11 protein-coding genes are annotated in these 17,374 nt (G+C 70.0%); 2 read left to right on the plus strand and 9 right to left on the minus strand.

Features of this window, described 5'->3' with window-relative positions; genetic code table 11:
• Nucleotides 1-137 precede the first annotated feature (137 nt).
• Nucleotides 138-2,081: an acyl-CoA dehydrogenase family protein gene (locus ACIRVK_RS13060; protein WP_404246218.1), complete on the minus strand. Its 1,944-nt coding sequence runs from the start codon at nucleotides 2,079-2,081 to the stop codon at nucleotides 138-140.
• A gap of 440 nt (nucleotides 2,082-2,521) precedes the next feature.
• On the opposite strand from ACIRVK_RS13060, the gene ACIRVK_RS13065 reads away from it, so the two are divergent.
• Both ACIRVK_RS13065 and ACIRVK_RS13070 read left to right on the plus strand, forming a co-directional pair.
• Nucleotides 2,522-3,544 (plus strand): LacI family DNA-binding transcriptional regulator, encoded by a 1,023-nt coding sequence (locus ACIRVK_RS13065; RefSeq protein ID WP_404246220.1) that lies wholly within the window; start codon nucleotides 2,522-2,524, stop codon nucleotides 3,542-3,544.
• A gap of 55 nt (nucleotides 3,545-3,599) precedes the next feature.
• Nucleotides 3,600-5,660: a TIM-barrel domain-containing protein gene (locus tag ACIRVK_RS13070; RefSeq protein ID WP_404246222.1), complete on the plus strand. Its 2,061-nt coding sequence runs from the start codon at nucleotides 3,600-3,602 to the stop codon at nucleotides 5,658-5,660.
• Between the two features lie 133 nt (nucleotides 5,661-5,793).
• Here the strand turns inward: ACIRVK_RS13070 and ACIRVK_RS13075 are convergent, their stop codons facing one another.
• From ACIRVK_RS13075 to ACIRVK_RS13110, 8 genes are all read right to left on the minus strand, one after another.
• The gene (locus ACIRVK_RS13075) at nucleotides 5,794-6,363 is read right to left on the minus strand and encodes a chorismate mutase (RefSeq protein ID WP_404246224.1); all 570 of its coding nucleotides are present in this window, start codon (nucleotides 6,361-6,363) and stop codon (nucleotides 5,794-5,796) included.
• Nucleotides 6,364-6,398: 35 nt separating this feature from the next.
• Nucleotides 6,399-7,112, minus strand: a complete 714-nt coding sequence (locus ACIRVK_RS13080; protein ID WP_404246226.1) for a hypothetical protein — start codon at nucleotides 7,110-7,112, stop codon at nucleotides 6,399-6,401.
• Between the two features lie 38 nt (nucleotides 7,113-7,150).
• Entirely contained in the window at nucleotides 7,151-9,358 is a 2,208-nt protein-coding gene (locus tag ACIRVK_RS13085; RefSeq protein WP_404246228.1) for a glycosyl hydrolase family 95 catalytic domain-containing protein, read from the minus strand.
• The gene (locus ACIRVK_RS13090; RefSeq protein ID WP_404246230.1) at nucleotides 9,355-11,325 is read right to left on the minus strand and encodes a beta-galactosidase; all 1,971 of its coding nucleotides are present in this window, start codon (nucleotides 11,323-11,325) and stop codon (nucleotides 9,355-9,357) included. The genes ACIRVK_RS13085 and ACIRVK_RS13090 overlap by 4 nt, the downstream gene beginning before the upstream one ends.
• The gene (locus ACIRVK_RS13095; RefSeq protein WP_404246232.1) at nucleotides 11,325-13,541 is read right to left on the minus strand and encodes a 1,4-beta-glucanase; all 2,217 of its coding nucleotides are present in this window, start codon (nucleotides 13,539-13,541) and stop codon (nucleotides 11,325-11,327) included. Before ACIRVK_RS13095 ends, ACIRVK_RS13090 begins: the two co-directional genes overlap by 1 nt.
• 70 nt (nucleotides 13,542-13,611) lie before the next feature.
• Nucleotides 13,612-14,562, minus strand: a complete 951-nt coding sequence (locus tag ACIRVK_RS13100) for a carbohydrate ABC transporter permease (protein ID WP_404246234.1) — start codon at nucleotides 14,560-14,562, stop codon at nucleotides 13,612-13,614.
• Nucleotides 14,559-15,593 (minus strand): ABC transporter permease, encoded by a 1,035-nt coding sequence (locus tag ACIRVK_RS13105; protein WP_404246236.1) that lies wholly within the window; start codon nucleotides 15,591-15,593, stop codon nucleotides 14,559-14,561. Before ACIRVK_RS13105 ends, ACIRVK_RS13100 begins: the two co-directional genes overlap by 4 nt.
• 28 nt (nucleotides 15,594-15,621) lie before the next feature.
• Nucleotides 15,622-17,325 carry an extracellular solute-binding protein gene (locus ACIRVK_RS13110; protein WP_404246238.1) on the minus strand — a complete coding sequence of 568 codons (1,704 nt, stop codon included), beginning with the start codon at nucleotides 17,323-17,325 and terminating at the stop codon, nucleotides 15,622-15,624.
• Nucleotides 17,326-17,374 lie beyond the last annotated feature (49 nt).

Here is a 17,374-nt window from a genome sequence, read left to right on the forward strand (position 1 = left end):
AATTCACCCTGTATGGAGTCGTCGAACAGGGTCCGTGGGACGTCCGCCTGCCGACGCGAGTCCGGCGGCGGACGTCCGGGGTGCGATCGTGAGAAAAAGGTAAAACCCCGGCAGTTTGCCTCTCCTTCTGCCTGCGTTCACCTGATGGGCCGGTGAACGTTCTCCTTCCCCGAGGGACCGGGCGTGGCCTCCGCGATCCACAGGCCCTCGCCCGAGGGGTCGACGATGCCCTCCTCCAGCCAGGTGTACGTGCCCGACATGACGCCCTTGACGACCTTGCGGTCCAGGTCGTCGGTGTTGGTCCACAGGCGGTTGAAGAGTTCCTCGACGCGGATGCGGGCCTGGCGGCAGAAGGCGTCGGCGAGCTGGTAGGCCTCGCGGCCGTGGTCGCCCTGGCTGCGCAGGAGTTCGGCGCGGACGCAGGCGGCGCTCATCGCGAACAGTTCGGCACCGATGTCGACGACCCGGCCGAGGAAGCCCTGCTTGGTCTCCATCCTCCCCTGCCAGCGGGACATGGCGTAGAAGGTGGAGCGGGCCAGCTTGCGGGCGTGCCGTTCGACGTAGCGCAGGTGCGGGGAGAGGTCGACTCCGTGTTTGAAGTCGCCGTAGGAGGCGGGCAGTTGTCCGGGGCCCGCGACCAGTTTCGGGAGCCACTTCGCGTAGAAGACGCCCGCGTTCGCGCCCGCCCTGGCCTTGTCCTGGAGGGACTTCTCGGGATCGATGAGGTCGCCGGCGACGGACAGGTGGGCGTCGACGGCCTCGCGGGCGATGAGGAGGTGCATGATCTCCGTCGAGCCCTCGAAGATGCGGTTGATGCGGAGGTCGCGCAGGACCTGCTCGGCCGGAATGGCCTTCTCCCCGCGGGCGGCCAGGGACTCGGCGGTCTCGAAGCCGCGGCCGCCGCGGATCTGGACGAGTTCGTCGGCGATCAGCCAGCCCATCTCGGAGGCGTACAACTTGGCCAGCGCGCCCTCGATGCGGATGTCGTTGCGGTTCTCGTCGGCCATCTGGGAGGACAGGTCGAGCACGGCCTCCAGGGCGAAGGTCGTCGCGGCGATGAAGGAGATCTTCGCGCCGACGGCCTCGTGGTGGGCGATGGGCTTGCCCCACTGCTCGCGGGCGGCCGACCATTCGCGGGCGATCTTCAGGCACCACTTGCCGGCGGCCACACAGGAGGCGGGGAGGGAGAGCCGGCCGGTGTTGAGGGTGGTCAGCGCGATCTTGAGGCCCGCGCCCTCGGGGCCGATGCGGTTGGCGGCGGGGACGCGCACCTGGTGGAAGCGGGTGACGCCGTTCTCGATGCCGCGCAGGCCCATGAAGGCGTTGCGGTTCTCGACGGTGACGCCGGGCGAGTTGGTCTCGACGACGAAGGCGGTGATGCCGCCCTTGTGGCCCTCGCTCCGGGGGACCCGGGCCATGACGACCAGCAGGTCGGCGACGACGCCGTTGGTGGTCCACAGCTTCACCCCGTCGAGGACGTAGTCGTCCCCGTCGGGCACGGCGGACGTGGCGAGGCGGGCCGGGTCCGAGCCGACGTCCGGCTCGGTCAGCAGGAACGCGCTGATGTCGGTGCGGGCGCACCGCGGCAGGAACCGTTCCTTCTGCTCCTCGGTGCCGAACAGCTTGAGTGGTTGTGGTACGCCGATCGACTGGTGGGCCGACAGGAGCACGCCGACCGCCGGGGAGGCGGAGCCCGCCAGGGTGAGGGCCTTGTTGTAGTACACCTGGGTGAGGCCGAGGCCGCCGTACTTGGTGTCGATCTTCATGCCGAGGGCGCCGATCTCCTTGAGGCCGTCGATGACCTCGTCGGGGATGCGGGCCTCGCGCTCGATCAGCGCGCCGTCGACCTTGGTCTCGCAGAAGTCGCGGAGCTTGGCGAGGAACTCCTCGCCGCGCTGGGCGGCCTCGTCGGTGGGCAGGGGGTGGGGGTGGATGAGGTCGAGCCGGAAGCGGCCGAGGAACAGTTCCTTGGCGAAGCTGGGCTTGCGCCATTCCTGTTCCCGGGCCGCCTCCGCCACCTGGCGGGCCTCACGTTCGGAGACGGTGGGGCGTCCGGCGGAATCTGTGGTGCTGGCGGACATGAGGCTCACCTCGCCGCGAATCGGGATCTTGGGACCGTATGGTTACCGACGGGTGCTACCCGATCGTATGTACCCGATCCCGGGCGACCCCACCACCCTTCGCGCAGCCGTTCAGCCCAGGTTGACGGAGATGGGGTTCGTGTCCAGACGCGCTGTGGCCCGGAAACGCGGGGTTCCGGAGCCGGTTCGACGGGCGTGGTCCGCGGTGTTGCGCCGATGGGCCTTCCGGGGGACCGTTCGGGTACGCCCTCTCCGTCGGCGCCGGCCCGCCGGGAGGTCTCCCCCCACGGCACCCGTACTCCCGTACGAGAATAACTGTCGAAGCGCTTCGACAACCTATGGACACCCACGGCTCGTCGGAGCTAGTGTCGTACCACCCCACACCCGCCCCTGTCAGCAATGCGCACTGTCGAAGCGCTTCACACCGCTTGGAGAGCTGGATGGTCACTCTCGCCGAGGTCGCCCAGCACGCCGGAGTCTCTGCGAGCACGGTGAGCTATGTCCTCAGCGGCAAGCGGTCCATCTCCACGACCACCCGGGAGCGGGTCGAGCAGAGCATCCGCGAGCTGGGGTACCACCCGAACGCGGGCGCGCGGGCCCTGGCCAGCAGCAGGTCGAACATCATCGCGCTGATGGTCCCGCTGCGCACCGACATGTACGTGCCCGTGATGATGGAGATCGCCATCGCGGTGGCCACCACCGCGCGGAACCACGGGTACGACGTCCTGCTGCTGACCGGCGAGGAGGGACCCGACGCGGTCCGCCGGGTCACCGGCAGCGGCCTCGCGGACGCGATGATCCTGATGGACGTCGAACTCGACGACGAGCGGCTGCCGCTGCTGCGCGGCACCGACCAGCCCTCGGTCCTGATCGGGCTGCCCGCCGACACCACCGGGCTGACCTGCGTCGACCTCGACTTCCGGGCGACCGGGGCGCTGTGCGTGGAGCACCTCGCGATGCTCGGTCACCGTGACATCGCTGTCATAGGCGAGGCCCCCGCCGTCTACGAGCGGCACACCGGCTTCGCCGAACGGACGCTGGACGGACTGCGGTCGCGCGCCCAGGAGCTGGGCGTACGGCTGCTGCACCGGCCGTGCGAGGGCGGCTACGACGCGATGGCGGTGACACTCGCCCGCATCCTGGACGAACGCCCGGGGACCAGCGGGTTCGTCGTGCAGAACGAGCAGGCGGTCGAGCCGCTGCTCGCCCTGCTGCGCCAGCAGGGCCGTGCCGTGCCGGAGGACGTGTCGGTGGTCGCGATCTGCCCGGACCAGGTCGCCGTCCAGGCCTCGGTGCGGCTGACGTCGGTGGCCATCCCCGCGCAGGAGATGGGCCGCTACGCCGTGGAGCACCTGGTGGCCAAGCTCGACGACCGCGGCATGGACGAAGTGGTGCTGATCGCACCCGAGTTGACGGTGCGGGCGAGCACGGGCCCGGCACCTTCCGGCAGCAGCCCTTCCTGACCCAGCTTCTGGGTGCCCCCCTGGCACCCCCAAGTCCTTTGCGGGAGCACCCTTCGTGAACCAGCCTGCCGAAATCCAGTCTGCCGGGAACCGGCCCCAGGTCAGCCTCGCCCAGTCCTCCCCCACCGTCGGCACCTTCCGCGAGCGGGACGGCGCGCTGGAGTGGAGCGGCCGCCAGGAGACCCTCCGGATCGAGCCGTGGGGCCCGGACGCCGTCCGGGTCCGGGCCAGGCTCGGCGGCCCGATCCTCGAGGGACTGCCGGGCGCGCTCCTCGACACGCCGCCGGCCACCGAGAGCAGCGTCAAGGCCGCCGAGAGGGAAGGGCGGTTGACCGTCGGCGCCCTCACGGTCGAGGTCAGCGCCGAGGGCCTGATCCGCTTCGTGCGCACCGAGGACGGCGGCGAGGTGCTGGCCGAGGAGCGCGCCCACTTCTGGTGGCCGGGCTCGCGCCTCTACACCGCCGTCGGAAACGGCCACCACCGCCTGGAACAGCGCTTCGCCGCCTACGACGACGAGAAGCTGTTCGGCCTCGGCCAGCACCAGCACGGCCGCTTCGACCAGAAGGGGCTGGTGCTCGACCTGGTGCAGCGCAACGCGGAGGTCGGCATCCCGGTGCTGTCCTCCAGCCGGGGCTACACCCTGCTGTGGAACAACCCGGCGATCGGGCGGGTGGAGCTGGCCGGCAACGGCACGCGCTGGGTGGCCGACTCGGCCCGGCAGATCGACTACTGGATCACCGTGGGCAGCCCGGCGGACGGGCAGCGCCGCTACAGCGCGGTGACGGGCCGGACGCCGATGCTGCCGGAATGGGCGGCGGGGTTCTGGCAGTGCAAACTGCGGTACCGGACGCAGGACGAACTCCTCGCGGTGGCACGGGAGTACAAGCGCCGGGGCCTGCCGATCTCGGCGATCGTCTGCGACTTCTTCCACTGGACGCACCTCGGCGAGTGGAAGTTCGATCCGGCCGAGTGGCCGGACCCGGCGGCCATGGTCCGTGAACTGGACGAGCTGGGCATCAAGTTGGTGGTCAGCGTCTGGCCGTCGGTGTCGCCGCTCAGCGAGAACCATCCGCTGATGGAGCAGCGCGGCTACTTCGTCGGCACGCAGTACGGGCCGATGGCGCACGCCGACTGGCCCGACAAGGAGGTCGCCTCGACGGTCCAGGTCGCCTTCTACGACGCGACCAACCCGGACGCCCGGGACTTCGTGTGGTCGAAGGTGCGGGACAACTACCTGGTGCCGTACGGCATCACGGCGTTCTGGCTGGACGCCTGCGAGCCCGAGCTGAAGCCGGGGTTCCAGGAGAACCTGCGGTACTGGGCGGGGCCGGGTCTCGAGGTCGGCAACCTGTACCCGGCCGAGAATGCCCGGACGTTCTACGAGGGTCTGAGGGCGGAGGGCGAGGAGGTCGTCACCCTCAACCGCTCGGCCTGGGCGGGCAGTCAGCGCTACGGCGCCGCCCTGTGGTCCGGTGACATCGGCACCGACTTCGCGACTCTGCGCCGGCAGATCGCGGCCGGCCTCAACGCCGCGATGTCCGGGATCCCCTGGTGGAACACGGACATCGGCGGCTTCCACGGCGGCGATCCGGACGACCCGGCGTACCGCGAGGTCATGGTGCGCTGGTTCCAGTTCGGGGCGCTGTCGCCGCTGATGCGGCTGCACGGCTTCCGCGACCCGGGCATGCCGCTCGGCCCGGAGATGACCGGCGGCCCGAACGAGGTGTGGTCGTACGGCGAGGAGGCGGGCGCGATCCTGGAGCGGTACCTGCGGTTGCGCGAGCGTCTGAAGCCGTACGTGCTGGAGGTCATGCGGGAGGCGCACGAGGAGGGGCTGCCGGTGATGCGGCCGCTGTTCCTGGAGTTTCCCGAGGACCGGGCGGCGTGGTCGGTGGACGACGCGTATCTGTTCGGGCGGGATCTGTTGGTGGCGCCGGTGCTTGTGGCTGCCGCCAGGGCTCGGACGGTGTATCTGCCGGGCGGCGCGAGTTGGACGGATGCGTGGACCGGGGTGACGTACGGGGGTGGTGTGACGGTCACCGTCGATGCGCCGCTTGACCGGATTCCGTTGTTCCTGCGGGACGGGGCACGGTTGCCAATCGGGGTGGTGGAGTAGGTCGTTTGGCGGGTGCGGCGCGGTGGGGGGCTGGTCGCGCCCACGCGACGGAGCCGCATATCGATACAGCCCCGCGCCCCTCAGAACAGATTGACCGGTTCCCCTCTCCTGAGAGGAACCGGTCGTTGTTTCATCAGTCGCGGCAGATCGAGGCCAGTGAGCGGATCAGGGCCTTGGTGTGCAGGAAGTCCGGGTGCTTTTCGTAGGTGACCTGGACGGCGGCCACGGTGAGTTCGGGGCGGCAGGTCGGGACCGTGCGGTCAGGGGTGGTGTCGGCCAGGGACTGGACCAGGGACGTGTTGATGCGGTTGATGGTCTGGCGGACGACGTTCAGGTCGGGCTTGGTCGTGGGGGCCTGGTCCGGATGGGCCGTCCATCTCGCGAACAGGCCTCGCTGGACGACCTTGTTCGCCTCGATCTGGTCGCGGAAGATCCGGCGGATCTCGTCGGGGTCGGCACCGATCTGCCGTGCCTGGGCGGCGACCGTGTCCAGGACCTGCTGCTCGCGGGCCGGGTCGTCGATGGGGCTGTCGGTGCCCCACTTCGCGGCGGCCACCAGGTCGGCGGTGGCGAGGCGGTCGGCGGCGAGGGAGGCCACCGGCAGGAGGGGCGAGGAGGCGGGGGCCGCCGTCGCGGTGCCCGGCAGGGCGAGCAGCGCGGCGGCGGCGATCGCGGTGGCGCTGAGGGGGGTGGGGATGCGCATGGGGGCATGAAACCCCACCCCGGGTAACGCTGGGGTCAACTGCTTGTGATGCTCTCGCTGTTGACGGTGAAGTTCAGGCCACCGGAGGACGACGTGATCTCGAAGCCGAACTGCAGTTGCCCGATGGTCACGTTGCCGAACCAGCCCTTGGTGTCCTTGATCCACTTGAGGATGGGCAGGATGTTGACCGTGCCGGAGGTGGAGTTGGAGCTGCGGACGAAGGAGAAGACGTCGTTGGAGCCGTTGTTGCCCTTGTAGACGGTCCAGGTGGAGCCGCCCAGCGACACGGTGCCCTGCGAGGTGCCGAGCGGGCCCACGGCACCCGTCTTGTTGACCCAGAGCATGATCTCGTACTGGTGGTTGGTGTCCCAGATGTCGTACGCCGTCTCGTACGCGCCGGACGACGGGACGGTGACGTTGTAGCCGCTGGAGAGCGAACCGAGCGAGGTGATCGACTTGTTGATCACCTTGGTGGCGTTCGGGTAGGACTTGATGCCGCCGGTGTTGGGGTGGTTGGCGTTGACGCCCCAGTTGGTGCCCGAGTTGGCCCAGATGCACTGGCTGCCGGCGCCGGAGCCCCAGATGTCGTTGTAGAGCGTGTAGCCGTTCAGGGTCGTGCTGCCGTACTGGGCGCAGGAGCTCCAGACGGCTGCGGAGGCGGGGGCGGACGCCAGGCCGACGGTGGCGCCGATGGCCATCGCCGGGGCCAGCACCGCCATGGTGGCCTTGCGGAGACTGCTCTTTGCCATGGTGTCCCTTCCATGGGTGGGGGGAGTTGCGGGGGTGGCTACCACGCCCCCAGGGTGAGGACGTGGTCTTCTCCGGCGACGAGGTCGAGCGGTCGCGTGCCGGAGGAAGTCCGGAGTTCGACGCGGTGGGTCCGGGTGGGGCGGATCACCGCGGTCGCTTCGTGCGGGCTCCAGGTGAGATCGAGGTCGGCCGCGAACCGGGTGCGGACGCCGAGGAGTTGACCCGCCGGGTACGCGGCCGGGAGCGCGGGCAACAGGACCAGCCGGTCCGGGGTGGACTGGACGAGCGTCTCGATGAGCACGGCGGGCAGGGTGTGCGCGGCGTCCGCGTTGTAGACATCGCGGTTCGGGTAGTGCGCGCTCATGAGGGAGTCGTGGAAGAAGTCGCCCTTGAGGACCTGCCCGAGGGCGTGGGCGACGCGTTCGCCGTCGCGCAGCCGGGCCGCGACCAGAGCGTGGTGCAGATGGCCGTGCGCGGAGTCGTTCTCGGCGCCGCGCAGTTCGAGGGCGCGGTGGGCGGCCGCCGCGAGGTCCGGGGTGTCGTAGGGGTTGATCTCGTCGAGCGGCCAGACGCCGTAGAGGTGGCTGAGGTGGCGGTGGTCGTAGGTGTCGTCGAGGCCGGGCCAGGCCCATTCGGCGAGGGCGCCGTCGGCGTTGATCCGGTGCGGGGGCAGTCGGTCGGCGAGGGCGCGCCAGCGGTCGGCCTCGGGGGTTCCGGGGTGGTAGTCGGCGGCGGTCAGCAGGGCGTGCCGGACGGCCGAGAGGTCCATGGCCGCGTTGATCGCGCCCCAACTGCCGTTCGCCGGACGGTTCTCGGGCGAGTAGGAGGGGACGACGACCAGGTGGCCGTGCTCGTCGGTCCGGTCGAGGAAGTCCTCGTAGAACAGGGCGACCTGGGCCAGCGCGTGGGCGGTGCGCGGGTCGCGGGAGCCGGCGGTCTCGTCGTGGTCGACAAGCGGCTTGAGCAGCCAGTCCGCGCCCGCCGTCCACAGGTGCAGCGGGTATTCGCGGCTGAAGTGGTACGACAGCCCGGACTCGCCATCGGTGTGGGCGGGGGCGACCACGCCTCGGGCGCCGAAGACCGTGCGGGCGTTCACCGTCCAGTCGGCGAGCTGACGGTGGATCAGGGAAGCGTGTGCCGCGGTGACTTCGGGGAGGGCGCCCGCTGCGGCGGAGGCGGTCTGGAGGTTGAGGTTGGCGTCGTTGGTGAAGGCGCCGGACCAGGCGGTGTTCCACTCGCCGGTCCACAGGCCGGTCAGGCGGGGCGGATTGAGGCCGCTCGAGGAGAGCAGGTGGTAGCGGCCGGCGGCGAAGAGGCGTTCCAGGAGGGCGGGGCTGTCGGGCCGGGACAGCAACTGCGAGCCTGGCAGGGCCCGTTCGGCCGGGTCGCCGCCGAGGTCGAGGGTCACACGCTCGTAGGCGGTGCGGTGCAGGGCGGTGTGACGGTCGAGGAGGGCGGTGTACGGGTCCTCGGCGTCCAGCAGGATGTCCCGCAGGGCGCGGGCGTGCTCGGTGGTGTCCAGCTCGCCGGTGTGCCGCAGCACCCGGGTCAGCAGCAGCACGGACTCGGCGCCGGCGATCCGGACGCCCGGCGGCGTGAGCGTCGTACGGCCGCCGACGGCCACCACGAGGGTGAGCCCGGTGTACGCCGTCTCGCTCCCGGGGTGGCGGACGCGCAGGGTGAGCAGGGCGCCCTCGGGGGTGAGCACGGCGCCGTCGCCGACGGCGAGACCGTGGGGGGCGCCGGGCAGGCGGGGGTCCAGGGCGATGTCGAGGTCGCCGCCGCCGACGTGCTGCACGATCACGTCGTCGGCCCGCGACACGAAGACCCGGCTGCGCCACACCCCGCACTCCGCCTCGACGACGCCGGTGGTGAAGTCGACGGAGCGGCGGTAGCGGTGCGGCTCCACGCCGGGCGCCCTGCGCAGCCGTACCTGGAAGGCGGGGTGGAAGGGCTGGACCCACTGCAGGTCACGGCCGTCCGTGAAGGCCTCGGCGGCCTGCAGCTCGCCCGCGAGCAACTGGTCCTTCAACCCGGCCAGTCGGTCGGCGAGTCGGGGTGGGCGGGCGCTCTCGCCGCCGTTCGGGCGGACGAGGGTGTGGTGGGTGACAACGACCCGCTCGTCGTTCGGGTCGCCGAACACGAGGGCGCCGTGGTGGCCGTTGCCGCTGAGGAAGCCGTCCTCCCAGCGGGCGGCGGGGACGGGTTCCCAGGTGCCGTGGACGATGGTCGCGGTGCTGTTCATGGGCACAAGACCACCACGCCGTACCGGCCGAGCGTGCAGGCACCCTCCACTTGCGCGCCGGTGAGCAGGTCGCGGCGGCTGCCCGGCACCTCCACGGTCACCGGCTCGCGGCCGTGGTTGAGCAGAAACAGCAGGTCACCGCGGCGCACCGCCTCGACCTGGTCGGGCAGGCCGTCCAGGACGGGCCGGACACCGGCCTCGGCGGCGACAGCGGCGAGAAGGGTGCGCAGGGCGTGCGGCTCGGGAAGCGTGGACAGGTACCGGGCTCGGCCCTTGCCCAGGAGGGCGGGCAGCCCGTCGAGCTCGCCGCCCTTGTAGGTGGCCTCGACCGAGGCCTCGTCGTCCTTCTCGATCTCCTCCGACCACAGGGTCCCGGTGAACGCGTCCGTCTCGGCGCTCTCGTCCGCGTCCAGCGGCCACCACTCGTGCAGCGTGCGGATGCCGAACAGTGCGCGCAGCCGGGCGTCCATGCCGCCCTCGCGCACCCGGTCGTCCTCGTCGGCGACACCGGTCAGGAAGCCGCTGACGAGGGTGCCGCCGCCGCGGACGTACGAGACGAGGTTGTCGATCGCCCGGTCCGTGAGGGCGTACAGGTGCGGGACGAGGACCAGCTTGTAGGCGCCGAGGTCGTGCTCGGGATGCGCGAAGTCGGTGGTGAGGTGGGCCTGCCAGAGGGCGCGGTGCCAGGCGGTGAGGATCTCGGTGTGGTCGACGCGGCCGGAGAGACGGCCTTCGTGGGCGCCGGCCCACCAGGAGTGCCAGTCGTGGAGGATCGCGATGTCGCTCGGGGAGTGCCGTGTCGTCACCTCCGGTCCGATCCGGGCGAGTTCGGCGCCCAGCCGCTTGACCTCCTGGTACGTCCGCCCCTGCTCTCCCGCATGACTGACCATCCCGGAGTGGAACTTCTCGGCGCCCTGCCGGGACTGGCGCCACTGGAAGTAGCAGACGGCGTCGGCGCCGCGGGCGACGGCCTGGAGGGACCAGAGGCGGCTGAGGCCACGGGGTTTGGGGTGGTTCACCCCGCGCCAGTTCACCGGCCCGGCCGCCTGCTCCATGAGCATCCAGGGCCCGCGCGCCTGCGAACGGGTCATGTCCTGCACCAGGGCGCCGTGTTGCGCGCCCAGCGGATCACGCGGGTCGGGGTAGAGGTCGACGGAGACGACGTCCTCCTCCTCGGCCCACCGCCAGGCGTCCTGACCGGCCCACAGCGGCATGAAGTTGGTGGTGACCGGAATGTGCGCCGGGGAGTGCCGACGGACGATGCCCCGCTCGGCGACGTAGCACTCCAGGAGCATGTCGGAGGTGAACCGCTTGAAGTCCAGCACCTGACACGGGTTCTTCAGGTAGTGGGCGTGGCGCGGCGGCAGGACTTCCGCCCAGTCACCGTAGCCCTGGCTCCAGAAGGCCGTCCCCCAGGCGGAGTTGAGGGCGTCGAGGCTGCCGTACCTGCTCTTGAGCCAGCCCCTGAACCGGGCGGCGGCCTCGTCACCCCAGTCATAGGTGCAGTACTCGTTGTTGATGTGCCACATCGTGAGGGCGGGGTGGCCCCCGTAGCGGGCGGCGAGGTCCTCCGTGATGGCGGCGGCGTACCGGCGGTAGACGGCACTGGAGTGCGAGAAGTGCTGGCGCCCGCCCCACCACTCGGTGCGGCCGTCCTCGTCACGGGGCAGCGTCTCCGGGTGGAGGCGGCCGAGCCAGGGCGGCGGCGAGGAAGTGGGGGTGGCGAGGACGACACCGATGCCGTTGTCGTGCAGGAGGTCCATCAACCGGTCCAGCCATCCGAACTCCCGCTCCCCCGGCCGGGGTTCGAGCCTGGCCCAGGAGAAGACGCCGAGCGTGACGGAGTTGACGCCGGCGTCCTTCATCAGCCGGACGTCCTCGTGCCAGGTCTCCTCGGGCCACTGCTCCGGGTTGTAGTCGCCGCCGAAGAGGATGCGGCCCCGGGTGGCGTCAGCGAGCCCGGGCATCAGACGGGCTCCCCGTACTGGATCCCCCGCCCGTTGGTGGCGAGGTAGACGCGCCCGTACACCCGGGGGTCACCGATGACGACATCGCCGATGTACCCCCACTGATGCCGGTCGTCATTGATCCGCACCCAGCTCTTGGCGCCGTCGTCGGAGCGGTGGACGCCGGTGCCGCTGTCGATCGAACCCACCTGGTAGATCGCCGGATACTCGGCCCCGTCCGCCGCCTTGCCGAAGCCGAGGGTGTACGAGGCCCGGCAGCCGGCGACCTTCGCGAAGCTCGCCCCGCCGTCGACGGACCGGAACAGCCCGTTCCCCTTGGCGCTCAGCCACAGGTCACCGGACCGCCCGGGCGCCGCGACCACCTTGAACTGACTGTCCCCGGAGGGCAGGCCGCCCGCACGCTCGGTGAACGTGATGCCACTGTCAGTGCTGGCGAGTAGCGTTCCTGTATCGGTGTCGTACGCGTAGAAGAGCGTCGGATCGGCCGGGTCGGCGACCGGCGTGGCGCCCTTCGGGAAGGAGGGGATCTCGGTCCAGGTCGTGCCGTTGTCCGTCGACCGGTGCGCGGGGTGCTTCGTGCCGTCCCAGTGCACGAAGGACCACAGCAGCACACTGCCGTCGGCGTTGGTGGCGATCGGTCCCGGTGCGTCGTGAGCGATGGAGGGCTGGCCCGCGAAGGGCGCCCAGGTCCGTCCGCCGTCGTTCGAGTAGGCGCCGTTGCCGTGGTCGCCCCAGCCGGCCCGCACCACGTACGCCGGCCTGTCCGTGGCCTGCGCGAGTCCCGTCGCCGTCCCGAACACGGGGTTCGTCGCCATGCCGCGGGAGGGCGAGGCCGTGAGCCGCTCGTGGTACATCACGCCGATGTCCCCGGACCCGCTGATCAGGTGCGCCTCCCCGACCGGGGGCGAGATCAGCTGCCGCACGGACGTCTCCTCGAGGCCCCGGATCTGCGGGGCCCAGTGGACGAGGTCCCGCGTGCCGTACAGGGTGGCGCCGGTGCCGTAGACGACGTGCCGGGAGTCGTACGGGTCGACGGCGACGGCCTGGATCCACCAGCCGAACTTCGGCTGGTCGGCGCCGAACCTGAGGAAGGGGGTCTCGGAGACGTCGAGGACGGCCTTGTCCTTGAGGGACGTCCAGGTGCGGCCGCCGTCGGTGGTCCGGTACAGGGTGTCCACGGCCGCCCAGCGGTTGTTGGTGGAGACGACGACCGTGCCGGGCCGGCAGGCGTCCACGGCGACACCGCCGTACCCGAAGGTGTCGGCGGACCCGTCACTCGTGGTGCCGCCGGGCTTCACGGGGGTGACCTCGGTCCACGTCCCGCTGCCGGTCGCGAGCTTGTGCACACTGCCGTTCGCCTGTCCGTTGGGCCCGGGCGCGTCGGCGTACGTCACGTACAGCTCACGGGCGTGGCAGTCGTACGCGGCCCGGATCGGCACCTTGGCGGACGCGCCGGAGGGCTGACCGGGGACGGCCTCCCAGGTGGTGCCGTCGGCGGTTCTGTAGAGGTTCGCAACGGTGCCGTCGGAGTCACCCCAGCCGGCGTAGACGGATCGCCCGGCGGCGACGAGCAGGGTCACGCCCTGCCCGCTCACACTGGGGCTGCCCGGAAAAGCACTGACGGCCGCCCAGGTGGCGCCACGGTCGATGGACTTCAGCAACCCGTCATGCCGCGTCCCCAGCCACAGCACGTCACTGTCCCGGGGGTCGACGAGCAACCGCTCCCCCGCACCCCGCCCGTCCTCGTTGGCACCGAGCTTCACGGTCAGGTCGGTACGGCTCCAGGTCGCACCCCGGTCCTCGGACCGCAGGACGGCACCGTCGCCCGCCCAGGACTGGGCGTAGGTACCGAGGGCGAGGTAGAGCCGGTCCGGATGAACAGGGTCGACGGCCATCGCCTCGACACCGAGAAGGTTCCAGTCGTCCCAGCCGATGTGATCGATGAGCGGAATCCAACGCGCGGAACGGTCGTCCCAACGGTAGGCCCCGCCGATGTCGGTACGGGCGTAGGCGAGCCCCGGGACGGAGGGGTGGAACAGCACGCCGGTGACGAACCCGGTCCCACCGATGACGGCGTTGCGCCAGCGGTAGTCAGGGGCAGCGGCCTGGGCTCCGGCCGCTTGTGCGGCGCCGGGCAGGATCGGCACGGCGACAACCGCAGCGGCAGCAGCGGTACCGGCAAGAACAGCCCGACGACTCAAATGGGACATGCGCATGACACACCTCACTGTGTAAGAAGGAGTAGGGATGCACCCCCAGGGGCGCCCCCACTTCAATAGGCGCCGTTCACCCCTTGACCGCCCCGGTCAGCATCCCCTTCTTGAAGTGCCGCTGCACGAACGGCGACAACACAGCCACCGGCAGCAACGCCATCACCATCACCGCCATCTGGACGGCCAGCCCGGACAGCTGGCCCGTCCTGATCGCCTGCCCAAGGCCCACCGGCGCCTGCTGCTTCTGGACCAGTTGGATCATCACGTTCTGCAGCGGCATCATGTTCTGGTCGTTCAGGTACAGCGACGCGTTGAACCAGGCGCTCCAGTACCCCACCGCGTAGAACAGCGTGATGACCGCGAGCACGGCCCGGGACAGCGGCATCACGATCTGCCACAGGATCCGGAAGTCCCCGGCGCCGTCGATCCGCGCGCTGTCGACGAGTTCCTGCGAGATCCCCATGAAGAACCCGCGCAGCACCAGGATGTTGAAGACGCTGATGGCGCTCGGCAGGATCAGTGCCAGATAGCTGTCCGTCAGTCCGAGGGACTGCACCAGCAGATAGGTGGGGATGAGCCCGGCGCTGAAGAACATCGTCGCCAGCAGGAGCATGAGGATCCACCGGTGCCCCAGCGACCCGGACCGCGAGAGCCCGTACGCGCACAGCACGGACACCGCCATCGAGAACAACGTGCCGACCAGGGTGATCAGGACGCTGATGATCGCGGCCCGGGTGACCTGGCCCCCGCTGAGCAGTTCCTTGTAGGCGACGAAGGTGATGCCCTTGGGCACCATCACCAGTCCGCCGGCCTCGTTGATGGTCCTGCGGGACGACAGACTGGTGACCACGACGATCCAGAGCGGGAACAGGACGCCCAGGCAGGCGAGGCCCAGGACCAGCCCCTTGCTCGCGACGCCGACCTTGCCGGGCTCCTCCTCCCACACCGGGCGGGGCGGGGCGGCCCACCGGCCGGGCTTGGCCGCCGCGGGGTCGAGCACGGGCTTGTCGATGACGGCGCTCACTTCTTGTACACCCCCGACTCGCCCATGAGATGGGCCACCTTGTTCGCGGCGAGGACCAGCCCGATGCTGACGACGCCCTTGATCAGGCCTGCGGCGGCCGCGTAGCTGAAGTCCTGGTTGCGGACGCCGTTCCACCACACGAAGGTGTCGAGCACCTCGCCGGATCCCGGTCCCACCGCGTCCCGCTGGAGCAGGATCTGCTCGAAGCCGACGGTCAGCGCGTCACCGACGCGCAGCACCAGCAGCAGGGCGATCACGGGCCGCAGCGCCGGCAGGGTGACGTGCCACATCCGGCGCCAGCGCCCGGCGCCGTCCATCGCCGCCGCCTCGTACAGGTCCGGCGGGACCGAGGCCAGGGCGGCGAGGAAGACGATGATCCCCCACCCGGCGTCCTTCCAGACGCTCTGCGCGGTGATGAGGAACTTGAAGGTCGACGGGTCGGTCATGATGTTCAGCCCGTTGTGGCCGTGTTGCCGCAGCAGCTGCGACAGCAGCCCGGCCCCGCCGAAGAGTTGCTGGAAGACGGCGATGACCAGCACCCAGGAGAAGAAGTGCGGGAGGTACAGGATCGCCTGGGACAGCGCCCTGACCCGGGGGCGCACCACGCTGTTGATGAGCAGCGCGAGCAGGATCGGGATCGGGAAGTAGAGCACGAGCTGGACGAAGAAGAGCACCAGCGTGTTCTTCACCGCGTTCCAGAACGCCGAGTCGGCGAAGATCTGCTGGAAGTTCTCCAGGCCCACCCAGGGGCTGTGCAGGATCGCGACGACACCGTTGTCGCTGATGTAGGGGTCGTAGTCCTGGAAGGCGACGACGTTGCCGAGGATCGGCAGGTAGTTGAAGACCAGGAGCAGAACGACGGCCGGCACGGTCATCAGGATCAGGAGCCGGTCACGTCGGAACCTGAGCCCAAGGCTGAGCTTGTCCGGCACCTTCTTCTCGCGGGAGCCGGTGGCGGCGTGGGACGCCTCCTGGTGCTTCACCGGCGTGTTGGCCTCGGCACTGCTCCGAGGCACCGTGCTGTGGGACACGGCGGTTCTCCTTGCCTCGGTGCCGGGGTCAGCTCGCCGCTGTGCCGTTGTCGTCGAGGAGCTTCTTGTACCAGTCGCGCAGCCGGTCCCCGCCCTTGCGCTTCCAGTCGGAGATGTACTGCTGCATGTCGCTGATCTTCTTGTGGCCGCGGACGATGTCGTCCTCGAGCTGCTCCATGTCGTTGGTGAGGTTGGTGTAGCGGTTGGGCTCGACGACCTGCAGGCCCCAGAAGGAGGACTTCTTGGTGAAGGCGCCCATCCGCTGCTGCCACTCGACCATTCCCTTGGTGTAGTCGGGGAAGTCGGGGTGGGCGATGGTCGCGGCGGGGCTCGCGACCATGACGTAGGCGTTGATGACCTCGTTGTTGCCCTTGTCGGTCTTGACCGGGACACCGTTCTTCACGGTGTAGTCGGTGCCCTCGACGCCGTAGTTCGTCATCATCCACTCCTTGGTGCCGTAGGGCGCCGCGGTGACGTTGGCGACGGACAGCACGTCGTGGATGACGGACGCGGAGGCCTTCTTGTTGATGAAGGCGAAGATGCCGGCCGGGTTCGCGGCCCACAGGACGGGGTTGCCGCCGTCGTGGCCCCACAGGTCCATGCCCCAGATCTTGAAGTTGGGGTTCTGGGCGGCCTGGATGGCCTGCTGGGCGTACCAGTTGGAGATGTCGTTGTTCCAGATCAGAAACTCACCGGAGGCGAACTTGGCGGTCGGGTCGGTGGCCTGGCTCTTGCCCAGGAGGAAGTCGGGGTGCACGTACCCGGCGGCGAACAGCTTGCGCGTCCACTCCAGCGCTTCGAGGTACTCAGGGGTCTCCATGCGGTGGGTCATCTTGCCGTCCACCATGGTCCAGCTGAGCGACTTCTCGCCGCCGCTGATCACGCCGAAGGTGTTGAACGCGGTCCACTTCATGTCCCCGCAGGCCCACCGCTTGGCCTTGGCGCTGGTGATCTCCTTGGCCAGCGACATGAACTCGTCGGCGGACTTGGGGACTTGGTAGCCCTGCTTCTCGAAGATGTCCTGCCGGTACAGGGGCACGATGTTCTGCACGTACGAGGCCGGCATCGGCAGGCCCATCAGCTTGCCGCCGAAGATGGACCGCTGCCAGGCGTCGGTGGGGATCGCCGCGAGGTTCGGGTACTGCTTGACCTTGTCGCCGGACAGGTAGGGGCCGAGGTCGGCGAACTTGCCGATGATGGCGCTGGGTATCTTCGCCGTCATGTTCCAGCCCGGGATGACCACCACGTCCGGGATGTCGCTGGAGGCGAGGACCGCGCCGAGCTTCTGGTCGTAGGTGTTGCCGTCCTGGTTCTGCCACTGGACGTCGACGCCGATCACGGCGTTGGCCGCGGTGTAGTAGGCGCAGCTCTGCTTCGGCGGCGAGCCCCAGAACGGCGACATGATGGTGACCTTGCCGCCCTTGCCCAGCTTGTCGGGCACCGACGTCTTGAGGGTGGCGACGTCGAGCTTGCCGGTGAAGCCCATGGACGAGCCGTTCTTCGACGGGATGTCCGGCGTCACCACGCTGCTGGCCACGTACGTCGGGAGGATCTTCTTCGCGTTCTTGCCCGACGTCGTGCCCCCGCCCGACCCGCTTTCCGAGCCCCCGCAGGCGGCGAGCAGCGGCATCCCGCCGGCGACCGCCGCGGTGGCGACCGCGGTCGAGGCGAGGAAGCTTCTCCGGCTCGGACCGGACGGACCCGTGGAGGGGGAAGCGGCGTTCGGCGTCATTGCGTCAACCCTTCGTGGCGCACCAGGACACCCGGCGGTAGGCCGTCGG

The sequence above is a fragment of the Streptomyces sp. NPDC101152 genome, from assembly GCF_044768275.1.
In the GTDB taxonomy this organism is placed as follows: Bacteria; Actinomycetota; Actinomycetes; order Streptomycetales; family Streptomycetaceae; genus Streptomyces.